Source organism: Streptomyces litchfieldiae (genome assembly GCF_031845365.1).
GTDB classification, from domain to species: Bacteria; Actinomycetota; Actinomycetes; order Streptomycetales; family Streptomycetaceae; genus Streptomyces; species Streptomyces litchfieldiae.
This window is the reverse complement of sequence record NZ_JAVREL010000004.1, coordinates 197,946-223,019: the sequence shown is the minus strand read 5'-3', so window position 1 is coordinate 223,019 and position 25,074 is coordinate 197,946. Positions and strand designations below refer to the sequence as shown.

Here is a 25,074-nt window from a genome sequence, read left to right as displayed (position 1 = left end):
GCCTAGGCTGATGCCGAGTCAGCCATCACCCTCTGTCGAAACGGAGTCACTGTGAAGCGCCGCACCGGAGTCCCCCTCCTCGCCGCCTCGGCCTCCATGGCCACCGCCCTGCTGCTCACCTCCTGCGGCGGAGGAGACGACGACGAGACGGACGAGATCCAGGGAGTGGAAACCGGGGAGGAAACCACAGAAGAGCCCACCGAGGAACCGTCGGAGACACCGACCGAGGAAACGGGAACCGAGCGGCCGGAGATCGATCTGGGTGAGGATTACCAGAACGTCTACGAGGACACCACGACCGGCGACCCGGAGATCGACGCGATCATTCAGGACCTGCGCGGGTTTCAGGATGCCCAGAGCGAGATGGTCATCAGCTTCGAGTCGGATCGTCCGGCGCTGCGCTACTACATCAGCGGGGCAGCCCTGGACCGGACCATCCGCGTGTTCGACGATCTCGTCGAGGGCGGGCGCTCGTCCGGTGGGACCGCGCGTCTTTTCCGCTTCAACGTGACGTTGCTGGAGGACCAGGAGGGGGCGGCCACCTTCAGTTTCTGCCGGGATTACACCGAGGTGTACACCATCGACTTCGACACGCGCGAGGTGGTGGAGGAAGCCGAATCGACCGCGCCCGCGGACCTGTACAGCGGGCGGCTGGAGCAGAACGCGGACGGCGTCTGGCAGACCGTTGACTACGGCTTCACGAATGGGGCGCCGGAGTGCCAGTGACTCGGAAAAGGGGCCGAGTCGCCGCAGTGCTGGCGATCACTGCCTGCTTATCGCTGATGTCCGTGGCACGGGCCGAAGTGACGAATGATTTGGAGAACGAGCAAGAGGCCGAAGCCGACCGGGACGGCAACGAGTTGGAGGCCACCGTTACTGGCCCCACCGTTACCTTCAGCGAGGACGCCCCTGGTGGGAACGGGAGACTCACCAGCAGCGACACCTCCTGGTTCCCGCCCGCCTGCTACTACGCGCCGACCTACACCCCCGAGCAGTACCGGGCCTACTGGGACGAGTTATCCAGCGAGTTCTACGGCGCCGGACACCTTCCCGAGGACAAGGAAGCCCTGCGCCAGGACCTGGAGGAGACCTACGGCGAGAACGGCCAGTACCCCAACTACAACATCGACAAGCAGGGGGAGGGCATGTTCTGGACCGTCGTCCGCAACGCCAACCACCCCGACGAAGAGGCCCGCTACGCCTGCGAATTCCGCACCTTCTGGGTTGACTTCGGCCAGCCGCCCCCCGACGAACCCGGGGTCCTCGATACCGAGATGCTCGCCGAACTCGCCTACGAACGCGTACGCGTACCCGAGACCGAGATCGAATGGAACCCGGCCGGGGCGCAGACAGTGAATCTCGCCACCTGGATCTGGCTCGACGAGGCCGAGTTCGAGCCCGTCTCCGTCACCGCCTCCCTCGACACGTACGGGCTGTGGGCCACCGCCACCGCCACTCCCGTGGCACTGACCGTCGATCCGGGGACGGCAGACGCCGTGACACACCCCGCCACGGGAGAGTGCGCCGGCCTCGGGGAGCCCTACCGGGAGGGGCTGGCGGAGCAGGAGCCGCCGTGCGGGGTGACGTACCTGCGGGCGACCGGGGAGGCCGGGGCGCATCCGTTGACCGCCTCGCTCACCTGGGAGATCACCTGGGAGGGCTCGGACGGCGCCGGCGGAATGCTGCCGGACGGAGTCTTCGAGACCAGCTACGACATCACCGTCGAGGAGATCCAGACAATCATCAAGTGAGTGTCCGTACCGTCGCGGATGTGTCGCAATACGGATGAGACCGTGGAACGGTCCGCGGGCCGGTCCGTAGAGTCGCTCGCATGGGACCGGGAGAGCGGCAGCCGGGGGGCGAATCCTCGTCGAACCCCTATCAGCAGCCGGGATATCAGCAGCCGAATCCGTATCAGGCCAGCGTGCCGGGGCCGGCCACGCTCGGGGGCGCTCCAGGCGGAGCGCCCCCGAGGCGCAAGCGGTTCGCCCTGGTGGCCGTGGCCGCCGTCGTGGTGCTCGCCGCGCTCGGGGTCGTGGGGGTGGTCGTGGCGGGCGGTGACGACGACAGCGGCGGTGACGCCGGGCCCACCGCCTCGCCCAGCGCGGAGGAGTCGCCCACCCGCAGTGCGGCGCCCGACGATCCCCGGCAGGGGATCGCGGAGATCCCCGATCCCGTCGTGGCGGCCGACTGGCAGGTGCAGGCGCACGAGGACATGCGCACCGCGTACGACGTGCCGCCACAGGACTGGGAGGTGCAGGCGCCGGCCGACGCGTTCTACTACGAGGAGGAGACCGCGGACGGGGAGTCCACCGGGACGCCGCTGCTGGGCGTGCAGGGCGGTTCGCTCTATCTGGACGACTGGTGCACCGAGGACCCCGACGGCTGGTCCTGGCGGGCGGTGGCCGGGACTCGTGGCAATCACGCGCGGGGGTACACCGGCACCGAGGATTCCGCCCGCGAGGAGGCGGGCGCCTTCGCGCTGGCCGCCTATGACCAGCAGGAACAGGGGCAGTTGGAGGTCTCGGAAGCGGCGCCGTTCGACAACGAGCACGGAATTTCCGGGCACACCGCGACGGCCACGATCAGCGGCGTTCCCGAGGACCCGGACGATCCGTGCCAGCCTTCGTCCGGGAAGGTCGTCACCGTTTCCTATCTCGACTCGGAGAACGACCTGGTGACCTGGGTCGTCGTCGCGGACACCGGTTTTCCCGAGGAACTGGACGACGAGACCATCGAGCAGATGATGAGCAGCCTGCGTCCGTTCCCCGCCGAGGAGGCCGAGTAGGAGAGCGGCGAGCCCGTTGTATGGGCGTGACCCTCCTGCCGTTGTAGGGCTCAGGAACCGGCTGATAAGTTCGGGACGACTTTGCGGGTAATGGGACCACTCCTTTGCGTGAGTACCGGTCCCAGCCGAACGGCCGGCAGCGGGGGTTGGTGGGATTGAGGACTCAGGACCGGGTTTCCACGGCTGCGAGGAAAACCGTCGCGGCCGGGCCCGCGGCGGGAGACCGGCTGCCCACGCCGCCGCGTGAGCGCCGGCCCGCGCTCGCCGCGCTGGCCGCGTTGCTGGTGCTGGCCGGCGCGCTGGGCGCGACCGTGCTCGTGATGCGCGCCGGCGACCGCGTCGAGGCCATCCAGATCACCGAACGGGTGCCCGCCGGTTCGCGGATCCCCGAATCGGCCATCTCCTCCGTGCTCGTCGCCGAGGACTCCTCGGTCAACTACGTGCTGTGGAGCCAGCGCGAGCAGGTCCTCGGCGAACTGCGCGCGGGCGCCGACCTGGTGGCCGGCAGCGTGCTGGTCGGCGAGATGCTCAGCGGCGAGGAGGCGCTGGCCGCGGACGAGGTCGTCGTCGGCGTCTCCCTCCAGCCCGGCCAGTACCCCTCCGGCCTGGAGGCCGGGGACACGGTCGCCGCGTACTGGGTGGGCGACGACGCGCCGCCCGGCAGCGACGGTTCCGAAGCCGAAGCGAGCACGGAGCCGGGCGCGCCGGTCACGGACGCCGTCATCGCCGAACGGGCCACTGTGGCGACCATCCACAGCTCGGACGAGTCCACCGGGAACAGCGCGTTGCCGGTGACCCTGCGCGTGCACACGGACCACGTCGCCGCGCTGACCCGCGCCGCCGCCCAGGGCGAGGTCTCCCTCGTCATCGTCGGCTCCTCCGGGGAATGACCCCGCCGCCCCGGGAGCGCCCCATGCCGCAACCGCCCGACACGGAACCAGAGGCAGAGAGCTCATGGCGCTGATCGCAGTGGCCGCGGACAAGGGCGCACCCGGCGTGACGACCACGGCCGTCGCGCTGGCCGCCCTGTGGCCGCGCCGCGTGCTGCTCGCGGAGACCGACCCGTCCGGCGGTGACCTGGTGTACCGCTCGCTCGGCGCGGACGGCCGCCCGCTCGATCCGACCACCGGCATGCTGTCGCTGGCCGCCACCGCCCGGCGCGGCATCGCCGCAGAGCAGTTGTGGGACCACGCGCAGCGGATCTCCGGCGGGCTGGACGTGCTGGTCGGCCTGGCCGCCTCCGAGCAGGCGGGCGGGCTGGCCGGTCAATGGGGCGCGCTGGGCCGGGCGTTCGCCGAGCTCGCGCAGTCCCCGCACCCGGAGGTCGCCGCCGACGTGCTCGCCGACTGCGGCCGGCTGGACGCCTCGTCGCCGCTGACCGCGCTGTTGCCGCACGCGGCGCTGCTGCTGCTGGTCAGCCGCGCCCAACCGGAGAACATCGCGCATGTCCGGGACCGCGCCCAGGCGTTGCACGCCAAGCTGCACGGTCAGCAGCGCGGCGCGGCGCAGCTCGCGCAGCCGCAGATCGGCGTGCTGCTGATCGCCGACGCCTCGGCCGGCGGGCGGACCGCCGGCCAGGTCAACGAGATGCTGATCGCCTCGGGCAGCGGCGCGAGCGTCGTCGGGCTGATCGCCGAGGACGAGCTGGGCGCCGGGCAGTTGGCGGGTCGGCGGCGCGGCCGGCTGGACCGTTCGCTGCTGGTGCGCTCGGCCCGCAAGGTGGTCGCCGACCTGCACCAGACCTACCGGGCCGAGCTCACGCCGTCGGGCGGCGGGCAGGCCGCGCCGCCGCCGCCCGTCGGCCCGCCGGTGGCCGGCGGCGGGGCGCCGGGCGTGCCCGTGGTGCCGCCCCAGTACGGCCCGCCGGGCTACGGTCCGCCCCAGTACGGTCCGCCCGTGCCGCCGCCGGCCGGTCCCGACGCGCCGCCCCACGGCCGGCCGTGGCAGCCCGGTCCCTCGGGGGCCGTGCGATGAGCGAGGTCAACCACCAGTTGGTCAAGCGGTTCCGGCAGGAGGCCGGCGACCGCATCGCCGAGCAGCGCCGCATCGACCAGGCCAGCGGCGTGCGCCCGATGACCTCCGAGGACGAACGGCACTACGCGCGGGCCGTGATCGCCGGGGTGCTGGAGGAGTACGCGCGCGCCGAGATCGCCGAGGGCCGGGCGCCGCTGGACGCGCAGTCCGAGGAGGCGTACGCCTCGGCGGTGCACGCCGCGCTGTTCGGCGTGGGCCGCCTCCAGCCGCTGCTGGACGACCCCGATGTGGAGAACATCGACATCAACGGCTGCGACCAGGTCTTCATCGGCTACGCCGACGGCCGCGAGGTGCGCGGCGACCCGGTGGCCGAGAGCGACGAGGAACTGGTCGAGCTGATCCAGATCCTGGGCGCCTACTCCGGCTTGTCCTCCCGCCCGTTCGACTCGGCCAACCCCCAGTTGGACCTGCGGCTGCCGGACGGCTCCCGGCTCTCGGCGGTCATGGACGTCACCCGCCGCCCGGCGCTGTCGATCCGCCGCGCCCGCCTCGGCAAGGTGTTCCTCGCCGATCTCGTCGGCAACGGCACGCTCACCCAGGAGCTCGGCTCGTTCCTCACCGCGGCCGTGCGCGCCCGCAAGAACATCATGATCGCCGGCTCGACCAACGCCGGGAAGACGACGCTGCTGCGCGCCCTGGCCAACGAGATCCCGGCCGACGAGCGGCTGATCACGGTGGAGCGCGCGCTGGAGCTGGGGCTGGACCAGTTCCCCGAACTGCACCCGAACGTCGTGGCGTTCGAGGAGCGGCTGCCCAACTCCGAGGGTCAGGGCGCCATCAGCATGGCCGAGCTGGTCCGCCGCTCGCTGCGCATGAACCCCTCCCGGGTCATCGTCGGCGAGGTGCTGGGCGACGAGATCGTCACCATGCTCAACGCGATGTCGCAGGGCAACGACGGCTCGCTGTCCACGATCCACGCCAACAGCTCGCAGGAGGTGTTCAACCGCATCTCCACCTACGCCCTCCAGGCGGCCGAGCGGCTGCCGATCGAGGCCAGCCAGATGCTGATAGCCGGTGCCGTCAACTTCGTGATCTTCATCGAGCGGCGCAACACCTATGCGCAGGGCGGCAGGCTGCGCCGGTTCGTGTCCTCGATACGCGAGGTCAACGGGGTGGACGGCCGGGTGCTCTCCAGCGAGGTCTTCGCCGAGGGCCCGGACGGCGTGACGCGGCCGCACGCCGCGCTGTCCTGCGCCGAGGAGCTCGCCGCCTACGGCTACCGCGGCGGATGGGGGTGAGGGGCAGATGACCGGCAGCACCGGGCTGTTCTCCCCGGCGACGCTCTACGCCCTGCTGTGCGGGGTGGCCGTCGGCGGCGGACTGGCCCTCCTGATAGCCGCCGTCCGCGGCCTGCCGCCCACCACGGCGGAGGAGCGCGCCCGGCGGCAACGGCGGCGCGCGGAGCTGGCCGCGTTCTTCGGGCGGCGCGGCACCATCGCCGCCGCGGTGGCCGTGGTGGTCCTGCTGCTCACCCGCTGGCCCGTCGCCGCCATCGCCGGCGCGCTGCTCGCGTTCACCTGGAACCGGCTCTTCGGCGGCGCCGCGGAGGAACGCGCCGGCATGCGCCGCGTGGAGGCGCTGGCCGGCTGGACGGAGTCGCTGCGCGACACGATCGCCGGCGCGGTCGGCCTGGAACAGGCCATCCCCGCCTCGGCCCGGGCCGCCGCGCCCGCGCTGCGCGGCCCGTTGAACAACCTCGTCGACCGGCTGCGGTCCCGCACCCCGCTGCCGGACGCGCTGCTGGAGTTCGCCGACGAGCTCGACGACTCCTCGGCCGATGTCATCATCGCCTCCCTCGTCCTCAACGCCCGGCTGCGCGGCCCGGGTCTGCGCGAGGTGCTGGGCGCGCTGGCCCGGTCGGCGCGCGAGGAGGTCGACATGCGGCAGCGGGTGATGGCGCAACGGGCCTCCACCCGGCGCAGCGTGCAGATCGTCGTCGGGGTCAGCGTGGCGTTCCCGGCCGGACTGGCCATCTTCAACCGGGACTTCGTGGAGCCGTTCGGCGATCCGCTCGGGCAGGCCGTACTGGCCGTGGTCTGCGGGCTGTTCGCGCTCGGCTTCCTGTGGATGCGGCGGCTGGCGCGTATCGAGCTGCCCGAACGCTTCCTGGTCCGCGGCGAACCGGAGACGGCGCTGCGGCCGCGCGAACAGCCGCGACCGCACGGACAGCAGGGGGTACGCGCGTGAACTCCGAGATCACCACGGCCGTTTTCGTCGGCGCGCTCGTCGGCCTGGGGCTGTACGCGCTGATCCGCGCGTTGCTGCCGACCCGGCGCGGGCCGGTGTCCACCGTGGCGCGCATCGACGCGCTGCGGGCGCGCGGCGGCGCGGGCGTGAGCATCACGCACCAGCCCGGTGACCGGCCGGGGGAGGGGCAGCGGCGGCGCGGGGCGCTGGAGCCGCTGCGGGAGCGGGCCGGTGAGCGGCTGGCCGAGCTGTATGTGCAGCGCGGCTGGGAGATGCGTTCGCTGCGCGCCGATTTGGCGCTGCTGGACCGCGGCTGGGAGGCGTTCCTGGCCACCAAGGTGGTGCTGGCGGCGGCCGGGCTGTTCTTCGGGCCGTTCGTCGTGACCCTGGCGTGGATGCTGGGCTTCGGCGCCGGCCCGGTGATTCCGGTGTGGCTGGCGCTGGCGTTCGCCGCCGGGTTCTTCTTCCTGCCGGACCTGGAGGTGCGGCGGGACGCCCGGGCGAAGCGGCGGGACTTCCGCCGGGTGGTGGCCGCCTATCTGGACCTGGTGGCGATGAGCCTGGCCGGCGGCCGGGGTCTGCCCGAGGCACTGAAGGCCGCCGCCGAGGTCAGCGACGGCTGGGCGCTGCGCCGCATCCAGACAGCGCTGGCGGACGCCCGCATCACCGGGCTCACCCAGTGGCAGGCGCTGGGGCGGCTGGGCGACGAGGTGGGCGTCGACGAACTGAAGGACCTCTCCACGTCGTTGGCGCTGGTCGCGGACGACGGCGCGAAGGTGCGGGCCTCGCTCTCCGCGCGCGCGGAGACGATGCGGCACCGGGAGCTCGCCCAGATCGAGGGGAGCGCGGGGGAGAAGTCGCAGTCGATGCTGATCGCACAGTTGCTGCTGTGCATGGGATTTCTGATCTTTCTGATCTTTCCGGCCGGAATGCGAGTGTTCCAGGCGTGAAGACGGCCGGCTTCGAGTGGAGGTAAGCACGTCATGTTCCGCAGGATTCGGGAGTTCGTCTTGGCCCGCCGCGCGCGGGCCGAGGAGCTGGACCGCGGCGCGTCCGCGATCGAGTGGGTCATCATCGCCGCCATCGTCGTCGGCATCGTCGCGGGCGTCGCCGGGGTCATCATGAACGCCCTCGACGACCGGGCCGACAGCGTGGGCGAATGCATCGAGGGCGTCGACGACTTCGCCGACTGCTGACGTGAGACGCGTCAGGGCCTTTCTGCGCCGCAGGATCGCCGAGGGGGGCGACCGGGGAGGGGACGGCGGCAGTTCGGCGATCGAGTTCGTCGTGCTGACGCCGGTGATGTTCTTCATGATCTTCGGCGCGGTGCAGTTCGCGATGTACTCCTTCGCCGAGCACGTGGCGAAGGCCGCGGCCCGGGCCGGTGCCCGCACCGCGCGCGCCGAGGCGGACGCGGACCCGGACGGCTGGCGCGCCGCCGCGGAGGCGAAGGCGTACGACTACATCGAGCAGTTGGGCCCCGGCCTGTTCGTCTCCCGGCCGACCGTGGACGCGGCGCAGCCGGCCGCGTTCACCGTGCGGGTGGAGGTGGCGGGCGACATCCCGTCGATCCTGCCGGGCATGGACCTGACGGTGCACGCGGTCAGCGAGGGGCCGGTGGAGCGTTTCGTGCCGGACGCGGGGTGCCAGGTATGCGAGTGAGGCGGCGGATGAGGGACCGGGGGGTGTCGTCCATCGAGGTCGTCATCCTGGCGCCGGTCGTCATCGGGTTCGTCCTGGTGCTGGTGGCCCTCGGGCAATTGGTGTCCGGGCGTAGCGCGGTCAGCGGCGCGGCCCGGGACGCGGCGCGGGCCGGGTCGCTGGAACGCAGCACGTCGGCCGCGATGCGGGAGGCCGAGGAGGTGGCCGAGCACCAGCTCGGGGACGTCTGCGTGGCCGGGAGCGTGCGGGTGGTGCGGACCAGCCCGGCGGGGCACGAGCCGGGGTCGCTGTTCGGCGTCGAGGTGTCGTGCCGGGTGCGCGGCCTGGACATGCTGGGCGTCGGCGTCACCTCCACGCTCAGCGGCACCTCCAGCTCGCCCATCGACCCCTACCGGAGGTCGGGATGAGGCTCCTCCGGGCACGTGGTGACCGCGGTTCCGGCGCGATCGCGGTGATCTTCTTCGCGCTGGTGGTGCTCGGGCTGGCGGCGTTCGTGGTGGACGGCGGGCTGTCCATCGCGCAGCGCGAACGCGCCGCCGACATCGCCGAGCAGGCCGCGCGGTACGCGGCGCAGGACCTCGACGTGGAGGCGCTGCGCGACGGGGCGGGCCAGGCCCCGATCCGCTTCGGCAACTGCGAGAACCGGGTCGCCGAGTACGCCGAATCGGTCGGGATGCCCGCCGGCGACATCGCCGCCGCCGAGTGCACGGGCGCGACGGCCGACCAGGTCACCGTCCGGATCCGGCTGACCTACGACCCCGTCTTCACCGGCATCGTCTTCGGCGGCTCGCTCACGGTGTGGGGCACCGCGACGGCCGAGGCCCAAGTCGGCTGACCCGCCCCTTCGTTCACTGTTTCGTCCGTCTCACTCACCGGGAGCACAACGTCATGGCTCGCACCCCCTCCTCCGGCGACACGCGGGCAGGGCGCAGCGCCGGCGACGTGCTGAAGGCGCTGCTCGCCTTTGTCGCCCTGCTCGCGCTCGTCGTCGGGGTGCCGCTGTCGCTGGCGTCCCTCATCGGCTGGCCGCTGCCCTCCTCCGCGCCCAGCATGGACATGTTGACCGAGGAGATCAGCGCCGACGCGTTCCTCAAGGTGCTGGCCGTGCTGGTGTGGGTGGCGTGGGCGCAGTTCACCGCGTGCGTGCTGGTGGAAGCCGCGGCGGCGGTGTCCGGGGTCGGCCTGCCGCGCCGGGTGCCGGGCGCGGGCCCCAGCCAGTTGCTCGCCCGCCAACTCGTGGGCGCCGTCCTGTTGCTGACCTCGGCGGCGGCGTCGCTGACGCCGGGGCTGAGCCAGTTGGGCCCCGGGCAGGACGGGTCCCAGTCGATCGTGTCGGTCGTGTCGTCGGGGCCCAAGGTGTCGGGGCTGCCCGTGTCCTCGGGAGCGCACGAGGGGAGCGGCAAGGCGGTCGTCGACTCCGCGCCGGACGCCGTGGTGGCGGTGTCCGAGGAGGCGATGCTGAAGGAGTCGGCGGCCCAGGCCACGCAGTACTACCGGATCCAGCCGCCGGAGGGGCGCCACCACGACACCCTGTGGGGCATCGCCGAGCGGCATCTCGGCGACGGGCTGCGGTACAAGGAGATCTTCCAGCTCAACAAGGACCGGGTGCAGCCGGACGGTTCGCGGCTCACCGAGTCCAGCCTGATCCGCCCCGGCTGGATCCTGGAGATGCCCGCGGACGCGCAGGGCGGCGAACTCGTCGAGATGCCCGGGGACTTGGCGGAGCTTCCGGAGGAGGAGGCCGGTGAGTACGAGGAGTACCGGGAGAGCGGTGACACCGGGTGGTCCGCGCCGGTGCTGCCGCCCGAGCAGCACGAGCAGGACGAGCTGCCCGGGCAGCCACCGGAGCCGGCGGCGCCCGAGGAGGACGGCGCCGCGAAGCCGTTGCCGCCCCGGCAGCTCAACGACCTGCCCGGCACGCCGGCCGACGGCGCGGCGGACACCGGCGACAGCGTGGACGGCGGTGGGGACGGTGGCGGGGACGAGCCGCCCGGCCGGGCCCTGGACGGCGGCCCGGACGAGGAACGCGACACCGGCGGGCCCTTCGCGCCCGGACAGGACGGCGCGGCGGCGGCCGAACAGGGCGGCGAGGGCGCGTCGTTCGGGCTCTCCGAGGCGCTGGTCGGCGCCCCGCTGCTGGCCGCCGGGCTGCTGATGGCGCTGGGCCGCACCCGGCGCAACGCGCTGTGGCAGGCCGCGGCCGGCACGCTCGCACGGGGCGTCGGCGACGGCCTGGGGCCGGGCACGCCCGAGGCGGCCGACGCGCGCGACGCGCTGCTGGTCGGCGCCGCGCCGGAGGCCGTCGCGTTCCTGGACCGCGCGCTGCGCGCGCTGTCGGCCGCGCTGGACGCCGACGGCCGGGTGCTGCCCGCCGTCTACGCGGCCTGGCTGGGCGACACCGCGCTGCACCTCCAGCTCGCCGCCCCCGCCGGGCGCCCGCCCGGGCCCTGGGTGACCGGGCCGGACGAGACGTACTGGACGGTGGAGAAGGACCGGCTGCCGGCCGCCGACGCCGGCGTCCCCGACGCGGAGGCCCCCTACCCGGGGCTGGTCAGCCTCGGCACCCGGGACGGGCTGCGGCTGCTGCTCAACCTGGAGGCGCTGCCCGGCATCGCCGCCGTCACCGGCGCCGCCCCGCTGCGGGACGCCGTGCTGGCCTCCCTCGCGGCCGAACTCGCCACCAGCGGCTGGTCGGACCGGATGACCGTGACGCTCGTCGGCTTCGGCGAGGACCTGATCCCGCTGGCGCCGACCCGGGTGCGGCATCTGGCGGACGTCGGCGGCCTGCTGGAGGTGATGGAGACCGAAACGCGGCTGCGGGTGGGCGCGTTGCGGCACGCCGGCCAGGACTCGGTGCTCGTCGGCCGCACCGGCCCGGCCCGCCAGCAGCAGTGGGCGCCGCACCTGGTGCTGATCGGTACCCCGCCCACCGAGACGGAGGCGGAACGGCTGACCACGCTCGCCGCCGTGTCCGCGCGGCTCGGCATCGGCTATGTGGTCGCCGCCGACCGCGCCGGACTGCCGGGCAGCGCCTGGGAGTTCGAGGTGACGCGGGACGGGGTGCTCAAGGAGCCGGTGATGGGCCTGGAGCTGGCCGCGCAACTGCTGCCCGCCGCGCAGCGCCGCGCGGTGGTGGAGCTGTTCGCCGGGCTGTTGCGGCCGGACGGGACGCCCAACCCGCCGGTGTTCACCGTTGACCTGTCCGAGGACCGCCGCCCGGACGTGTACGTCCAGCTCATGGGCGAGTTCGAGATCACCGGGCTGCCCATGCCCGACACCGAACGCGGCCAGCGGCTGCGCGAGGCCCTGGCGCTGCTCCTGCTGCACCGCGAGGGCGTGCACCCGCGCGTGCTGGGCGCGGCGCTGTGGCCCCGGGGCGTCACTGACGACGTGCGGGACGCGCTGGTCGGGCGGCTGCGGAACTGGCTGGGCGCGGACGCGGCCGGCCTGCCCCGGCTGGTCGTCGCGCCGGACGGGCGGCTGACGCTGTCGGCGGCCGTGGTGTCCGACTGGGACGTGCTGCGCACGCTGCACCACCGGGGGATCGAGGCGGGCGACCGGCTGGCGCCCGAGGACCGCCGGCGGTGGCTGGGCGACGCGCTCGGCCTGGCGCGCGGCCCGCTGCTGGCCGGGCACCGGTACGCCTGGCTGGAGCACGAGATCGTGGACGCGCAGTACCCGCTGCTGGTCGCGAGCATCGCGCTCAAGCTGTCCGACGAACTCCGCGAGGCGGGCGAGGCGCAGCAGGCGTACACGGCGGTGCGGTCCGCGCTGCCCGCGGCGCCGTCCGACGAGCGGTTGTGGAACGAACTGCTGCGCGCCGCCCACGCCACCGGCCGCCAGGAGTGGCTGTCGGGCGCGTCGGAGTGGCTGCTCGCCCACCACGAGGCGCTGTTCGGCCCCGGCCAGCCGCTGCCCGCGCGGACGGAAGCGCTGCTGGACGAACTGCTGCCGGGCTGGCGGCCGGTCCGGACCTAGGACCTGGCCGCCCGGACCGGCGGGCCGACGGGGCTACTCGACGGCCGACAGGAACTGGGTCGCCGCCAGTTCGGCGTAGAGCGGGTTACCGGAAACGAGTTCGGAGTGGGTGCCCACGGCCAGCACCCGCCCGGCGTCCATGACCACGATGCGCTCGGCCGACGTCACCGTGGACAGCCGGTGCGCCACCACCAGCACGGTGGTCTCGCGGGCCGCGGCGGTCACGGCGTCGCGCAGCGCCGCCTCGTTCACCGCGTCCAGTTGCGAGGTGGCCTCGTCGAGCAGCAGCAGCCGGGGGCGGCGCAGCAGCGCCCGGGCAATCGCCACGCGCTGCCGTTCACCACCGGACAACTTGGTGCCCCGGTGGCCGACGACCGTGTCCAGCCCCTCCGGCAGCCGGGCCACCAGGGCGTCCAGCCGGGTGGTGACCAGCACGTCGGCCAGCGCCTCCTCGGCCGTGTCCGGCGCGCCGAACAGCAGGTTCTCCCGGAGCGTGCCGGAGAGCACGGGGGCGTCCTGCTCCACATAGCCGATGGCGGCGCGCAGTTCGGCGATGTCCCAGTCGGCGACGTCCTTGCCGTCCAGCAGCACCCGGCCGTCGGTCGGATCGTAGAACCGCTCGATCAGCGAGAAGACGGTCGTCTTGCCCGCGCCCGAGGGCCCGACGAACGCGGTCATGCCGCGCGGCGGCACGGTGAACGTCACCCCGTGGTGGACGTACGGGAGTTCAGGGGTGTATTGGAAGCGCACGTCCTCGAAGGCGATGGCGGCCGGTTCCTCGTCGGCGGCGGGCAGCGGCGCGGCCGAGTGGTCGGGCTCGCCGGGCAGGGCGTCGACCTCCTGGATGCGGCCGATGGCGGCCGCGCCCACCTGGTACTGGGTGATGGCGCCGACCACTTCCTGGATGGGCGCCATCAGATAGAAGACATAGAGGAGGAACGCGACCAGCGCGCCGACGTCGATCGCGTCGGTGGCCACCCGCGCGCCGCCCACGGCGAGCACGGTGATGAACGCGATCTGCATCGACAGCCCGGCCACGTTGCCCGCCAGCGCCTGCCATTTGGCGGCCCGCACGCTCTGCCGCCAGGACTCCTCGGCGGCGGCGTGCACGGCGTCCCGTTCGCGGCGCTCGGCGCCGGACGCCTTGACGGTGCGCAGCGCGCCCAGCACGCGTTCCAGCGCGGCGCCCATCTGGCCGACGGACTCCTGGGCGCGTCGGCTGGCCCGGTTGATCATCGGCACGATGACGCCCAGCACGGCCGAGGCCAGCGCGATCACGCCGACGGTCACCCCGAGGAGCACCAGGTCGACCAGGCCCATCATCACCAGCGTGCCCAGCAGCGTCAGCCCGCCGGTGCCCAGTCCGACCAGCGACTGGGTGGTCATGGCGCGCAGCAGCGTGGTGTCGGAGGTGGCGCGGGAGAGCAGGTCGCCCGGCTCGGTGGCGTCCACCGCGGAGATCCGCAGCCGCAGCAGCGAGGAGGTCAGCGAGCGGCGGGCGGTGAGCACGACGGACTCGGCGGTGCGCTGGAGCACATAGGAACCGAGCGCGCCGACCGCTGCGTTGGTCACCACCAGAGCACTCATCAGAAGGAGGGCGCCGGAGATGGCGCGGTCCTCCGAAAGGCTGGCGATGAGGTCCTGCGCGACCAGTGGCAGGGCCAGTCCGGTGGCACCGGTGGCGAGGGACAGGAGTGCTCCGGCGGCGAGTGAGCGCCGGTGTGGCCGGACATAGCCGAGCAGAACCCGCCACGCGGGCTCGGGCCGGGAATTGGACACCTGTTCTCCCTATCCACGCTTGGTCACACGTTCGCCTTGCGGAGTGACGTTACGCCTGCTTGACTCTGCCTGCCGCTAAAGCGGACCTTGCAACTGGCCGAAAACCGCCGTTGATTGGCGCGCCGAGCCGCGCGCCCGGGTGGGTGGCCACCACGTCCGAAGTGTCTTGCCTTGCTGCGGCATGTCCCTTTCCCGCTTAGTCGTTACCGTTGGGTGGTGCGATGGAGATTCCAACGGCGTTGGTCATCTGCCTCGCGGCCGGCAGTGCGTTGGCCGTGCTGCTGGCCACGCTGTGGTCGCGTCAGCATCGGCGCCACCGGCGGCGGGAGCTGGACTCGCGGCGCCGTGCCGCGGACGCCGACGCGGAGCTGGTGGACCTGCGCCAGCGGCTGACCGAGGCCGCGCGGCGCGAGCGCGTGATGACCGAGGAGCTGGCGCACCTCGCCGACGCCCGGCTGCCGGCCCTGACCCAGTCGTTGCGGCACTCGCATGTGCGGGTGCCCGGGCCGGTCCACCCCGAACTGCTGGACGACGCGGGCCGCGCGGCGTTCGAGGCGGTGCTGGCCGCGGCGACCAGGGCCATTCTCTCCGAGCGCCGCCGGGTGGACGGCGCGGCGCAGGCCGCCGTGCGCGGGGCGACCACCAAGCTACAGACCATGTGCTACCAAATGCAGACGTCGGTCGACGAGATGCTGCACAAGTACGACGACCCGGACCTGGCCGAACAGCTTTCCGCGCTCGACTACTTGAACGAGCAGATCCTGCGCCGCCTCCAGGTCACCCGCGTGGTGTGCGGCGCGGGCGCCGGGCTGGTGCGCACCAAGTCCCCGCTGCGCGCCCTGGTGATGGGCGCCAGCTCCCGCATCCCCAGCTACGAGCGGGTGCAGATCATCGACCATCTGCCGCAGCCCGTCGCCGTCGCGGACCGCGCCGCCGAGCCGGTGGCGATCATGATCGCAGAGCTGATGGCCAACGCGGTGCACCACTCGCACGGTTCGCTGCCAGTGGAGGTGACGCTCCATCAGGCGCACAACGGCGCGGTCGTGGTCGTCAACGACGCCGGCATCGGCATGAACGCCGACGAGTTCAGCCGGGCCCGGCGCCTGCTGTCGGGCACCGAGCAGATCCATCTGGCGGAGCTCGGCGACCCGCCGCGCTCGGGTTTCGCGGCGATCGGCGAGCTGTCCCGGCAGTACGGTGTCGCGGTGTCCGTGGAACCGTCGCACTACGCGGGAGTGAAGGCCGTGGTGTTCATCCCCGCCGAGCTGCTGCTGCCGGTGTCCGACGACGAACCGGTCCCCGCCCCCGTCTTCCGGCCCGCGGCGCCCCCGCCGCCCCGCGTCGGCGACCCGCCACCGCTGCCGCAGCGCCACAACCGCCGCGTTCCGGACCCGTCGCCGGGACCCGCGGCCGCGCCGGCCGACCGGGACCCGCGGTTTCGCGACCCGGAAGAGGCCGCCGCCCGGATGGGCGCCCTCCAGCGGGGGACCGCGCGGGGACGTGCCGCAGACACAGGACCGGCTGCCGTGGCCGACATGGAAAGGGATTAGCCGATGAACGCCCGCGTCCCCGTGACCAAGCCGAAAGTCGACCTGACTTTCGTGCTCGCACCCATCCTGGAGGTGCCGGACGTCCAGCACGCCATGGTGATCACCGCTGACGGCTTCTTCGAGGCGCACTCCGGCATGGAGGCCGAGACGGCCGAGAAGCTGTCCGCGGTCCTGGCCTCGCTGCTCGCCTCGGCGCGCGGCACCAGCCACACCTACTACGGCGACGGGACCGTGCTGCGGCAGGTCATGGTCGAGACCTACGACGGATACGCCTTTGTGATCCCGGCGGGCGAGGGTACCTACCTCGCGGTGTTCACCGGCCCCGGCGTCGCCATGGACAACGTCTCGTACGAGATGCAGAAGCAGGTGCAGACCCTGGGCAAGGCCATGGGCAGCCCGCCCCGGGGCGACCGCGGCAGATAGGCGGGCGGCCTGCCCACCGACCGCCGCGTGTCCGACCACGCAAGGGAGTTTCGATGAACCGCCGGCTGATCCCGCCCTATGTCTGGACCGGCGGCCGGACGCGTCCGAGCCGGAACGTCCTGGACCGGCTGACCGTGCTGCGCACACCGGTCCAGGAGGTCCCCGCCGACGTGTCGCCGGCCGGACAGCGGGTGCTGGAGATCCTCCGCGAGGGAGCCCTCCCCCTGGCGGAAGTCGCCGCGCACCTCTCCCTGCCCGTGAGCTTCGTCAAGGTCCTGGCCAGCGACCTCTTCGACCAGGGGCTGCTGATCGTGCGGGCGCCCACCCCGGTCCCCGCCGGAGAGCAACCCGACAAGCAACTCCTTGAAAGGGTCATTCGTGGACTCCGCGCCCTCCAGTAGAGGAATCTATCTGCGCAACCCTGACCAGCAGTTGGTCAAGGTCATCGTGAGTGGCCCGTTCGGCGTCGGCAAGACCACCATCATCCGCACCCTGTCGGAGATCCCGCCGCTGAAGACCGAGGAGGTCATGACCGCCACCGGCGCCGTCGTCGACCACCTCGACGGTGTCCGGGACAAGACCACCACCACGGTCGGGCTGGACTACGGCCGCATCTCGCTGGGCGACGACCTGGCGCTGTGCCTTTTCGGCACGCCCGGCCAGAAGCGTTTCCACGCGCTGTGGGAGGACCTCACCCGGGGCGCGCTCGGTGCGCTGATTCTGGCCGATACGCGGCGGATAGGTGATTCGTACGAGGTCATGGGCATGATCGAGGAGCAGGGCATCCAATACGCCGTGGCGCTCAACGACTTCCCCGACTCGCCCGCCTACCCGGAGGAGGATCTGCGGCAGGCGCTGGACCTCTCAGCCGACACCCCCCTCATCACGTGCGACGCCCGCGACCGAGCCACGTCGCTGAAGGCGCTGCTGGCGCTCGCCGAGCATCTGCTGGAACTTCCCGCCCTGGAGCAGTCGTGACGACCACCGACGCCTCGCAGCCGGTGCCGCTGTACGGCCCCGAGTTCGCAGCCGACCCGCACGCCGTGTACGACCGGCTGCGCGAATTCGGCGCCTGCGCCCCCGTCGAGCTGGCGCCCGGCGTCGTCGCGACGCTGGTCACCGGCTACCGGGCGGCGCTGGACGTGCTGCACGACACCGAGACCTACTCCAAGGACCCCCGCGTCTGGCAGGACACCATCCCGCAGGACTGCCAACTGCTGCCGATGATGAGCTGGAAGCGGAACGTCCTGTACAACGACGGCGAGGTGCACGCCCGTTACCGGCGGGCCATCACCGACAGCCTCGGCCTCATCGAGCCGTACGAGCTGCGCGAGCAGGTGCAGCGCTCCGCCGACTCGCTGATCCGCGGCTTCGCCGACCGGGGCGAGGTGGAGCTGATCCGGGAGTACGCCCAGATCCTGCCGCTGCTCGTCTTCAACAACCTCTTCGGCCTGCCCGACTCCTACAGCGACCGCCTCGTCGCCGCCATCGCCGGGGTGTTCGAGGGCCGGTCGCCCGAGGAGGCGGCCCGGGCCGACGCCGAGTTCCGCCAGTACCTCGTCGAACTGGTGCAGCTCAAGAAGCGGCGCCCGGGCCGGGACTTCACCTCCTGGCTGCTCGACCACCCCTCGGCGCTGACCGAGGACGAGGTCGTCCACCAGCTCATGGTCACCCTCGCGGGCGGCCAGGAGACCACGACCAACCTCATCGCCAACGCGCTCGCCGGAATGCTGTCCGACGAGCGCTACTACCGGACCGTCTCCAGCGGCGCGCTGACCGCCACGGACGCCATCACCGACGTCCTGTGGAACAACCCGCCGCTGGCCAACTTCTCCACCCACTTCCCGCGCCGCGACGTCGACCTGCACGGCACCTGGATCCCGGCCGGCACCCCCGTCCTCGTCTCCTACGCCGCCGCCAACACCGCGCCCGCCGATCTGCCGCCCGGCCCCCGCGCCGACACCGGCGCCCATCTGTCGTTCGCCGCCGGGCCGCACGCCTGCCCGGCGCAGCAGCCCGCCGTGCTGATCGCCGGCACCGCGATCGACCGGCTCACCGGCTGGCTGTGCGATCTCCATCTGGCCATTCCCTACGACGAACTCACCTGGCGCCCCGGCCCGTTCCACCGGGCGCTGGCCTCGCTCCCCGCGCGCTTCACACCGATCGCGCCCGATCAGAAGGGAACCAGCCCGTGGAACGTGAACCCCTCGTCCTCGACCCCACCGGCCATGACATAGCAGGGGACATAGCCCGAATACGGGCACGGGGCCCGGCCGCCCGCGTCGAACTCCCCGGCGGCATCCGGGCATGGGCCGTCGTCGGCTACACCCTCATCAAGCAACTGCTCACCGATCCCCGGGTCTCCAAGGACGCCCGACGGCACTGGCCGGACTTCGCCGCCGGCCGGATACCGGAGACCTGGCCGCTGTACCACTGGGTCGCGGTACGGAACATGTTCACCGCCTACGGACCCGAACACACCAGACTGCGCAAGCTGATCGCACCCGCCTTCACCGCCCGCCGCACCCGCGCCCTGGCCGGCCGGGTGGCGGCGATCGTGGGCGACCTGCTCGACGGGCTGGCGGCCACCCCGCCCGGTACGCCCGTCGACCTGCGCGCCGCGTTCAACCACCCGCTGCCCGTTCGCGTCATCTGCGAACTGTTCGGCGTGCCCCGGCGGCTGCGGCCCACGATGTGCCGGTGCGTGGACATCGCGTTCACCACCACCGCCGCCGGGTCCGAGAAGACCGACGCCTACGAGCGGATGTACGCGCTGCTGGCCGAACTGGTCGCCATGCGGCGCGGCGAGCCGGCCGACGACCTGACGAGCGTGCTCATCACGGCCCGCGACGGCGGCGGCGACCAGCTCACCGAACAGGAGCTGCTGGACACGCTGTTGCTGGTGCTCTCCGCCGGCCACGAGACCACGGTCAACCTCCTGGGCAACGCCGTGCACGCCCTGCTCACCCACCCCCGGCAACTCGCCCTCGTCCGCGCCGGCGACGCGACCTGGGCCGATGTCATCGAGGAAACGCTGCGCCGCGCGCCCTCCGTCACCGCCGTCCCGCTGCGCTACGCCGTGGAGACGATCGCCCTCGGCGACGGCGTCACGATCCGCCGGGGCGACCCGATACTGATCGTCTTCGCCGCCGCCGGGACCGACCCCGAACACCAGGGGCCGGACGCCGCCCGGTTCGACGTCGCCCGGCCCGCCCACGAGCACCTGGCCTTCGGGCACGGTGTCCACTACTGCCTGGGCGCGCCGCTGGCCCGGCTGGAGGCCGGCCTGGCGCTGCCCGCGCTGTTCGGCCGTTTCCCCGGGCTGCGGCTCGCCCGGTCCGCGCTCACCCCCATCGAGTCGTTCATCTCGAACGGCTTCCGTTCGCTGCCGGTACTGCTGTCAGCGGACTGACTCCTCCGGGACGCGTCGCTCCGCCGTCGGCTCCGGGCCGCCGGCGGACTCGCGCAGCTCCGGCAGCGCGCGGGCATGCCCCGGCACAAGAAGAAACGCGATGCGCTGCCCACGCTGAACTACACCCAGCGCGGGTTCCGGCTGAAGGACGGCCGCCTCCGTCTCGCGGGCGGCATCAGCCTGAGGGTGGTGTGGTCCCGCGAACTACCGTCCCCACCCTCCTCGGTACGGGTGTACCGCGACGCGGTGGGGCACTGGTACGCCTCGTTCGTCGTCGCCACCGAGGTGCAGCCGCTCCCGGCCACGGGCCGTGTGCTCGGCGTGGACTGGGGCGTGAAGGAAACCGCCACCACCACCAGCGACGAACATGACTTTCCGCACGCCCGGCACGGGAAGAACGCCGCGCAGAAGCTGGCCCGCTATCAGCGGATGATGGCCCGCCGCCGCCCGGCCAGGGGGCAGGCTGCGTCCAAGGGATATCGCGAGGCGCGGCGGCAGACCGCGAAGCTGCACAAGAAGGTGGCCCGGCAGCGGCAGGACACGGCCCGCAAGTGGGCCAAGAAGGTGGTCCGGGACCATGACGCGATTGCCGTGGAGGACTTCCGGCCGAAGTTCCTCGCGAAGACCACCATGGCGCGCAAGGCGGCGGACGCCGCGATCGGCGCCACGAAGACGGCCCTTGTCGAGATGGGCCGCAAGCACGGGCGGGACATCCGCCTCGTGCATCCCGCGCACACCACCATGGACTGCGCGTCGTGCGGAGCGAGAACCAAGCACGCACTTCCTCTTTCGGAACGTACCTACACCTGCACCGCGTGCGCAGCCGTGTCCCCCAGGGACAAGAACTCCGCCCGCGTGATGCTGGTCCGGGCTGGTCTCAACCCGGCTGGTGCCGAGGGCGTAAGACCCCCGGGAGCGCTGCTCCCGCAGGCAGCCTGAGCCAGGAATCCCCTCCCCTTCAGGGAGGGGAGGATGTCAACACTCTGCTCCGTCGCAGTCGAGGGCACCAGCGTCGAGGGGCGGCGGGTCGTTGTGGTCGACGACGTGGTCCGCTCCGGCGGCCAACTGCTGGCCATGACCCGGATACTGCGGGTCGCCGGCGCCCTGGTCACCGACGCGCTCTGCGTGCTGGAAAGACCGCTCGGCGGCCGGCTTCTGCTGGACGAGCACCGGGTCACCCTGCACCCGCTGCTGACCGAGGCCGATCTGCCTACCGGCAAGGGAGCCGTGTCATGACAGGGGCGGTGCTGTTCGACATGGACGGGGTCCTGCTGGACAGCCAGGAGGCCACGCTGTCCACCCTCGCGGGCGTTGCGACCGCCTCCCTCGGCCGCCGCATCACTGTCGCCGACCTGCCGTCCAACGCGCTGACGACGCCGCGGGTCGAGGTGCTGACCGGGCTCGGCGTCAGCGAGCCGGACGAGCTCTGCGAGGTCTGGTGGGATCCGGCCCTGGCCGCCGCCTCCCGCACCGCCGTGTTCCCCGGGGTGCTGGAGGGGCTGATGGCGATCAAGGACGCGGGGATGGCGACGGGCCTGGTCACCCTGCAGCCCCGCACCCGGCTGTCCTGGCTGCTGCCGCCGGCCGTCCTCGCACTGCTGGACGTCACCATCTGTCACGAGGACGCCGAGCCCAAGCCGTCACCGGACGGGCTCCTGCTCGCCCTGGGCAAGCTCGGCGCCACCCCCATGGAGGCGGTGTTCCTCGGCGACACCGCCGGCGACATGCGGGCCGCACTCGCCGCTGGGGTCACCCCCATCGGGGCCGAGTGGGGCTATGCCGGAGGCCAGGCCCTGCGCGACGCCGGAGCCGCCGTCGTGCTGCACGACCCGGGCTGGATCGGCCCCGGCCTGCTCGATCACCGGGCCACAGCCTCAGCCACGGCACGGTCGCGTTAAGCGATCATGGACTCCGACCCGCTACAGTCGGTGGTGCGGCAGGCACTCGTCTCTGAGCGGTCTGCTGCACCACCGATCGTGATCAACGGATCTGGAGTCATGGTTTACACCGTGGGGGCGCGAGCTATCTGCGTCGAGCTGGAGAACTGAGAACACTCTCAGTCCCTGTTCTCGGCCCGGCTCGGCGTGTGATCACCCCACCACCTCTCCGCGACTCTTCCGTGAGGCCACCCAGCCATGCGCTCGACGCAGATCCGCAGTCTGTTCACCGACTTCTTCACCTCCCGCGGCCACCAGCCCGTCCCCTCCAGCCCACTGATCCCGGACGACCCGACGCTGCTGCTGGCGAACGCCGGGATGAACCAGTTCAAGCCCTACTTCCTCGGCGAGACCACCCCGCCGTTCCCCCGCGCCACCAGTATCCAGAAGTGCGCCCGCACCTCCGACATCGACAACGTCGGCCGCACCAACCGGCACGCGACGTTCTTCGAGATGATGGGCAACTTCTCCTTCGGCGACTACTTCAAGGAAGACGCCATCGCCTACGCCTGGGAACTGCTCACCGCTGGCTACCAGTTGGAGAAGGACAAGCTCTGGATCACCGTCTTCGAGGACGACGACGAGGCCGAGCACATCTGGCGCCGCATCGGCGTCCCCGCCTCCCGCATCCAGCGGCTCGGGATGGAGGACAACTACTGGTCCATGACCGTCCCCGGCCCGTGCGGACCCAGCTCCGAGATCCATTACGACCGCGGCCCCACCTTCGGCAAGGAAGGCGGCCCCGCTATCGACGGCGAACGCTACGTCGAGATCTGGAACTTGGTCTTCATGCAGAACATCCGCGGTGAGGGCCCGCCGAAGAGGGACTTCCCGATCCTGGGCGAGCTGGCCGCCAAGAGCATCGACACCGGCCTCGGACTGGACCGGCTCGCCGCGATCCTCCAGGACGTCCCCAACGTCTGTGCCACCGACCTGCTTTCGCCCACCTTCGGCACCGTCCAGGAGATCGCCGGCCGGGCCTGCCCCAGCGAGGGCGAGGAGAAGGTCTCCTTCCAGGTCGTCACCGAACACGCCCGCACCATCGCCTTCCTCATCGCCGACGGCGTCCTGCCAGCGAAGGACGGCCGCGGCTACATCCTGCGCCGCCTGATGCGCCGCGCGATCCGCCACGCGCGCCTGCTCGGCATCGACGGCCCCGTCCTGCCGAACACGACCGCCAGTGTCATCACCAACCTCGGCGATGTCTGGCCCGAACTCGCCAGCCAGGCGGCCCTGATCGAGCAGGTCGTCACCGCCGAAGAGGAGTCCTTCACCCGCACCCTCACCCAGGGCACCCGGCTGCTGAACGCCGCGATCAGCCGCACCCGCGAGACGCGTTCGGCCACCCTGCCCGGCGAGACCGCCTTCGAACTCGCCGACACCTACGGCTTCCCCCTGGAACTGACCGTCGAGGCCGCCCGCGAGGCGGGGCTGACCGTCGACGAGGACCGATTCGCCACGCTGCTGAACGAGCAGAAGAAGCGCGCGAAGGCCCACGGCAAGGCCAAGACCGCCGAGACCCTGCGCGCCATGGACACCTACCGCGAACTGGCCGCCCGCCTGCCGCGGACTGAGTTCCTCGGCTATCGGCATCTGACCGCCGAGGCCACCGTCACCGGCCTCATCTCCGGGGGCGCCGTCGCCACCAGCGCCGGCGAGGGCAGCGACGTCGAGCTGGTCCTGGACCGCTCACCGTTCTATGCCGAGGCCGGCGGCCAGATCGGCGACACCGGCACCCTGACCCTCAACGACGGCACACGCCTGCGGATCACCGACACCCGCTACGGCCTGGAAGGCTTCCGCGTCCACACCGCCCACGTCCTCGAAGGCGAACTCCACACCGGCTCAGTCGGCCAAGCCCAGGTGGACGCCGAGCGCCGGGCGGGCCTGATGCGCTCGCACTCGGCCACCCACATCCTGCACGCCGTCGTCATGGCCACCCTCGGCGAGCACGCCCGCCAGCAAGGCTCCCTCGTCGAGCCCGACCGGCTCCGCTTCGACTTCGCGCACTTCACCGCCCTCACCCCCGACCAACTCGATCAGATCGAGAACGCCGTCAACAGCCACGTTCTCGACGACCCCGAAGTGCGGGCCTGGCACGCCGACCGGGCCGAGGCCGAAGCCGCCGGAGCCATCGCTCTGTTCGGAGAGAAGTACGGCGAATGCGTCCGCATCGTCGACATCGGCGACTTCTCCCGCGAGCTCTGCGGCGGCACCCACGTCGCCCACGGCTCCCAGGTCGGCGCCTTCCGCCTGCTCAGTGAGTCCTCCATCGGCGCCAACCTCCGCCGCGTCGAAGCGCTCACCGGCCACGGCGCCCTCACCCACCTGGACACCGAACGGCGCCTGATCAACGAACTCGCCGGCCTGCTCGGCACCCGCCCCACCGACGCCCCCGACGCCCTCCGCAAGCGCCTGGCCGCCCTTGCCACCGCACAGGACGAACTCACCCGGCTCCGGGCCGCCGCGCTGCGCGAGCAGGCCACTCTCCTCGCGGGCACCGCCCGGCCATCCGGGACCGGGCGGATCGTTTCCCGGACGGTCACGGGCACCACAGCCGACGAACTGCGCACGCTCGCCCAGGAAACGGCCGCCCGTCTCGATGACCCCGCCGTCGTCATCCTGGGCACCGAACGGGACGGCAAGGCCCTCCTCGCCGCTGCCATCACACAGGGCCTGCACCGCAGCGGCATCCGGGCCAGCCAGGTGCTTACCGTCGCTGCCCGCGTCGTCGGCGGCGGAGCCGGTGGCCACGGCCCGATCGCCAGCGCGGGAGGCCGCTGCCCCGAAGCCCTCGACCAAGCCCTGACCACCGCCGCCGAAGACGCGGGCGGCCTGCTCAGTGGCCGTTAACGGCACGATGCACGGGCCCGCTCACCTCGGGCGGGCCTCACCGCCTGGAGAACTCCGATGGCCTTCAGCCCAGTCGAACAGGCTGCCATCAACGCACACGCCAGCCACCTCGTCGCCAAGCACCCTGGCCGATGTGACGTTCCGTGGGTCATAGGTTGCGTAGATGCGGTGCAGCAGCAGCTCCGCCCCGATCGCTCAGGCCCATCTGCCGATGTCGGGCCGGGCCGGCGGCGCCGTCAGGTCGGCGGCGGCACCGGTGGTGGGGCGGGCTGGGGCTTGGGCTCCGGGTGGTTGGGGCCGGGCGGCATCGGGGGGATCGGGTCGGGCTCCGGTGGCGGCATGGGCTCCGGCGGGGGGCCGGGCGGGGGCGCCGGCGGTGGTCCGGGGACCGGCCCCGGCCGGGGGCCCGGGCCGGGGCCGCCGGGGTCCGGCGGCGGCGTGGGCGTCGGCGGAACGGGGTCGGGGGCTGGA

At 72.4% G+C, this 25,074-nt stretch carries 23 protein-coding genes and 1 pseudogene; 23 read left to right on the top strand and 1 reads right to left on the bottom strand.

Annotated features, from left to right (window positions below; all coding sequences use genetic code 11):
• The first annotated feature begins 51 nt into the window (after window positions 1–51).
• The 13 genes from RM590_RS09755 (at window position 52) to RM590_RS09695 (ending at window position 12,649) form a co-directional block, all read left to right on the top strand.
• Entirely contained in the window at window positions 52–726 is a 675-nt protein-coding gene (locus RM590_RS09755; protein WP_311704032.1) for a hypothetical protein, read from the top strand.
• Between the two features lie 56 nt (window positions 727–782).
• On the top strand, window positions 783–1,751 hold the full coding sequence (locus RM590_RS09750) for a hypothetical protein (protein WP_311704031.1): 969 nt from the start codon (window positions 783–785) through the stop codon (window positions 1,749–1,751).
• An 80-nt stretch (window positions 1,752–1,831) separates the two neighbouring features.
• The gene (locus tag RM590_RS09745) at window positions 1,832–2,788 is read left to right on the top strand and encodes a hypothetical protein (RefSeq protein ID WP_311704030.1); all 957 of its coding nucleotides are present in this window, start codon (window positions 1,832–1,834) and stop codon (window positions 2,786–2,788) included.
• A 155-nt stretch (window positions 2,789–2,943) separates the two neighbouring features.
• Window positions 2,944–3,678 (top strand): hypothetical protein, encoded by a 735-nt coding sequence (locus RM590_RS09740; protein WP_311704029.1) that lies wholly within the window; start codon window positions 2,944–2,946, stop codon window positions 3,676–3,678.
• Window positions 3,679–3,742: 64 nt separating this feature from the next.
• Window positions 3,743–4,762: a hypothetical protein gene (locus RM590_RS09735; protein ID WP_311704028.1), complete on the top strand. Its 1,020-nt coding sequence runs from the start codon at window positions 3,743–3,745 to the stop codon at window positions 4,760–4,762.
• On the top strand, window positions 4,759–6,060 hold the full coding sequence (locus tag RM590_RS09730; protein WP_311704027.1) for a CpaF family protein: 1,302 nt from the start codon (window positions 4,759–4,761) through the stop codon (window positions 6,058–6,060). The genes RM590_RS09735 and RM590_RS09730 overlap by 4 nt, the downstream gene beginning before the upstream one ends.
• Before the next feature lie 7 nt (window positions 6,061–6,067).
• Window positions 6,068–7,009 carry a type II secretion system F family protein gene (locus RM590_RS09725; protein ID WP_311704026.1) on the top strand — a complete coding sequence of 314 codons (942 nt, stop codon included), beginning with the start codon at window positions 6,068–6,070 and terminating at the stop codon, window positions 7,007–7,009.
• Window positions 7,006–7,959, top strand: a complete 954-nt coding sequence (locus RM590_RS09720; protein ID WP_311704025.1) for a type II secretion system F family protein — start codon at window positions 7,006–7,008, stop codon at window positions 7,957–7,959. Before RM590_RS09725 ends, RM590_RS09720 begins: the two co-directional genes overlap by 4 nt.
• Before the next feature lie 33 nt (window positions 7,960–7,992).
• Window positions 7,993–8,205 carry a Flp family type IVb pilin gene (locus tag RM590_RS09715; RefSeq protein WP_311704024.1) on the top strand — a complete coding sequence of 71 codons (213 nt, stop codon included), beginning with the start codon at window positions 7,993–7,995 and terminating at the stop codon, window positions 8,203–8,205.
• Between the two features lies 1 nt (window position 8,206).
• Window positions 8,207–8,671 carry a TadE family protein gene (locus RM590_RS09710; protein WP_311704023.1) on the top strand — a complete coding sequence of 155 codons (465 nt, stop codon included), beginning with the start codon at window positions 8,207–8,209 and terminating at the stop codon, window positions 8,669–8,671.
• On the top strand, window positions 8,662–9,078 hold the full coding sequence (locus RM590_RS09705) for a TadE/TadG family type IV pilus assembly protein (protein WP_311704022.1): 417 nt from the start codon (window positions 8,662–8,664) through the stop codon (window positions 9,076–9,078). Before RM590_RS09710 ends, RM590_RS09705 begins: the two co-directional genes overlap by 10 nt.
• Window positions 9,075–9,506 (top strand): TadE/TadG family type IV pilus assembly protein, encoded by a 432-nt coding sequence (locus RM590_RS09700; protein WP_311704021.1) that lies wholly within the window; start codon window positions 9,075–9,077, stop codon window positions 9,504–9,506. The genes RM590_RS09705 and RM590_RS09700 overlap by 4 nt, the downstream gene beginning before the upstream one ends.
• A gap of 53 nt (window positions 9,507–9,559) precedes the next feature.
• Complete coding sequence (locus tag RM590_RS09695) at window positions 9,560–12,649, top strand: BTAD domain-containing putative transcriptional regulator (RefSeq protein WP_311704020.1); 3,090 nt, start codon at window positions 9,560–9,562, stop codon at window positions 12,647–12,649.
• A 33-nt stretch (window positions 12,650–12,682) separates the two neighbouring features.
• On the opposite strand, the gene RM590_RS09690 is transcribed toward RM590_RS09695, so the two are convergent.
• Window positions 12,683–14,428, bottom strand: a complete 1,746-nt coding sequence (locus RM590_RS09690; protein ID WP_311704019.1) for an ABC transporter ATP-binding protein — start codon at window positions 14,426–14,428, stop codon at window positions 12,683–12,685.
• 221 nt (window positions 14,429–14,649) lie between these two features.
• Between RM590_RS09690 and RM590_RS09685 the strand changes: the two genes are divergently transcribed.
• The 10 genes and pseudogenes from RM590_RS09685 to alaS all read left to right on the top strand — a co-directional run bounded on the left by RM590_RS09685 (window position 14,650) and on the right by alaS (window position 24,603).
• Window positions 14,650–15,978, top strand: coding sequence for an ATP-binding protein (locus tag RM590_RS09685; protein ID WP_311704018.1), 1,329 nt, complete (start codon window positions 14,650–14,652; stop codon window positions 15,976–15,978).
• Window positions 15,979–15,981: 3 nt separating this feature from the next.
• A complete protein-coding gene (locus RM590_RS09680; RefSeq protein ID WP_311704017.1) occupies window positions 15,982–16,401 on the top strand; it encodes a roadblock/LC7 domain-containing protein in 420 nt (139 codons plus the stop codon).
• Between the two features lie 53 nt (window positions 16,402–16,454).
• Window positions 16,455–16,802, top strand: a complete 348-nt coding sequence (locus RM590_RS09675) for a DUF742 domain-containing protein (RefSeq protein ID WP_311704016.1) — start codon at window positions 16,455–16,457, stop codon at window positions 16,800–16,802.
• Window positions 16,780–17,379 (top strand): GTP-binding protein, encoded by a 600-nt coding sequence (locus RM590_RS09670; RefSeq protein ID WP_311704015.1) that lies wholly within the window; start codon window positions 16,780–16,782, stop codon window positions 17,377–17,379. Before RM590_RS09675 ends, RM590_RS09670 begins: the two co-directional genes overlap by 23 nt.
• A complete protein-coding gene (locus RM590_RS09665) occupies window positions 17,376–18,638 on the top strand; it encodes a cytochrome P450 (RefSeq protein WP_311704014.1) in 1,263 nt (420 codons plus the stop codon). The genes RM590_RS09670 and RM590_RS09665 overlap by 4 nt, the downstream gene beginning before the upstream one ends.
• A complete protein-coding gene (locus RM590_RS09660) occupies window positions 18,593–19,813 on the top strand; it encodes a cytochrome P450 family protein (RefSeq protein ID WP_311704013.1) in 1,221 nt (406 codons plus the stop codon). The genes RM590_RS09665 and RM590_RS09660 overlap by 46 nt, the downstream gene beginning before the upstream one ends.
• A gap of 57 nt (window positions 19,814–19,870) precedes the next feature.
• Window positions 19,871–20,752: pseudogene (locus RM590_RS09655) on the top strand (RNA-guided endonuclease InsQ/TnpB family protein); the annotation flags it as partial.
• Window positions 20,753–20,785: 33 nt separating this feature from the next.
• Window positions 20,786–21,049 carry a phosphoribosyltransferase family protein gene (locus RM590_RS09650; RefSeq protein ID WP_311704012.1) on the top strand — a complete coding sequence of 88 codons (264 nt, stop codon included), beginning with the start codon at window positions 20,786–20,788 and terminating at the stop codon, window positions 21,047–21,049.
• Window positions 21,046–21,711 (top strand): HAD family hydrolase, encoded by a 666-nt coding sequence (locus RM590_RS09645; RefSeq protein ID WP_311704011.1) that lies wholly within the window; start codon window positions 21,046–21,048, stop codon window positions 21,709–21,711. The genes RM590_RS09650 and RM590_RS09645 overlap by 4 nt, the downstream gene beginning before the upstream one ends.
• 237 nt (window positions 21,712–21,948) lie before the next feature.
• Window positions 21,949–24,603, top strand: coding sequence for an alanine--tRNA ligase (gene alaS / locus RM590_RS09640; protein WP_311704010.1), 2,655 nt, complete (start codon window positions 21,949–21,951; stop codon window positions 24,601–24,603).
• The last annotated feature ends 471 nt before the right edge of the window (window positions 24,604–25,074 follow it).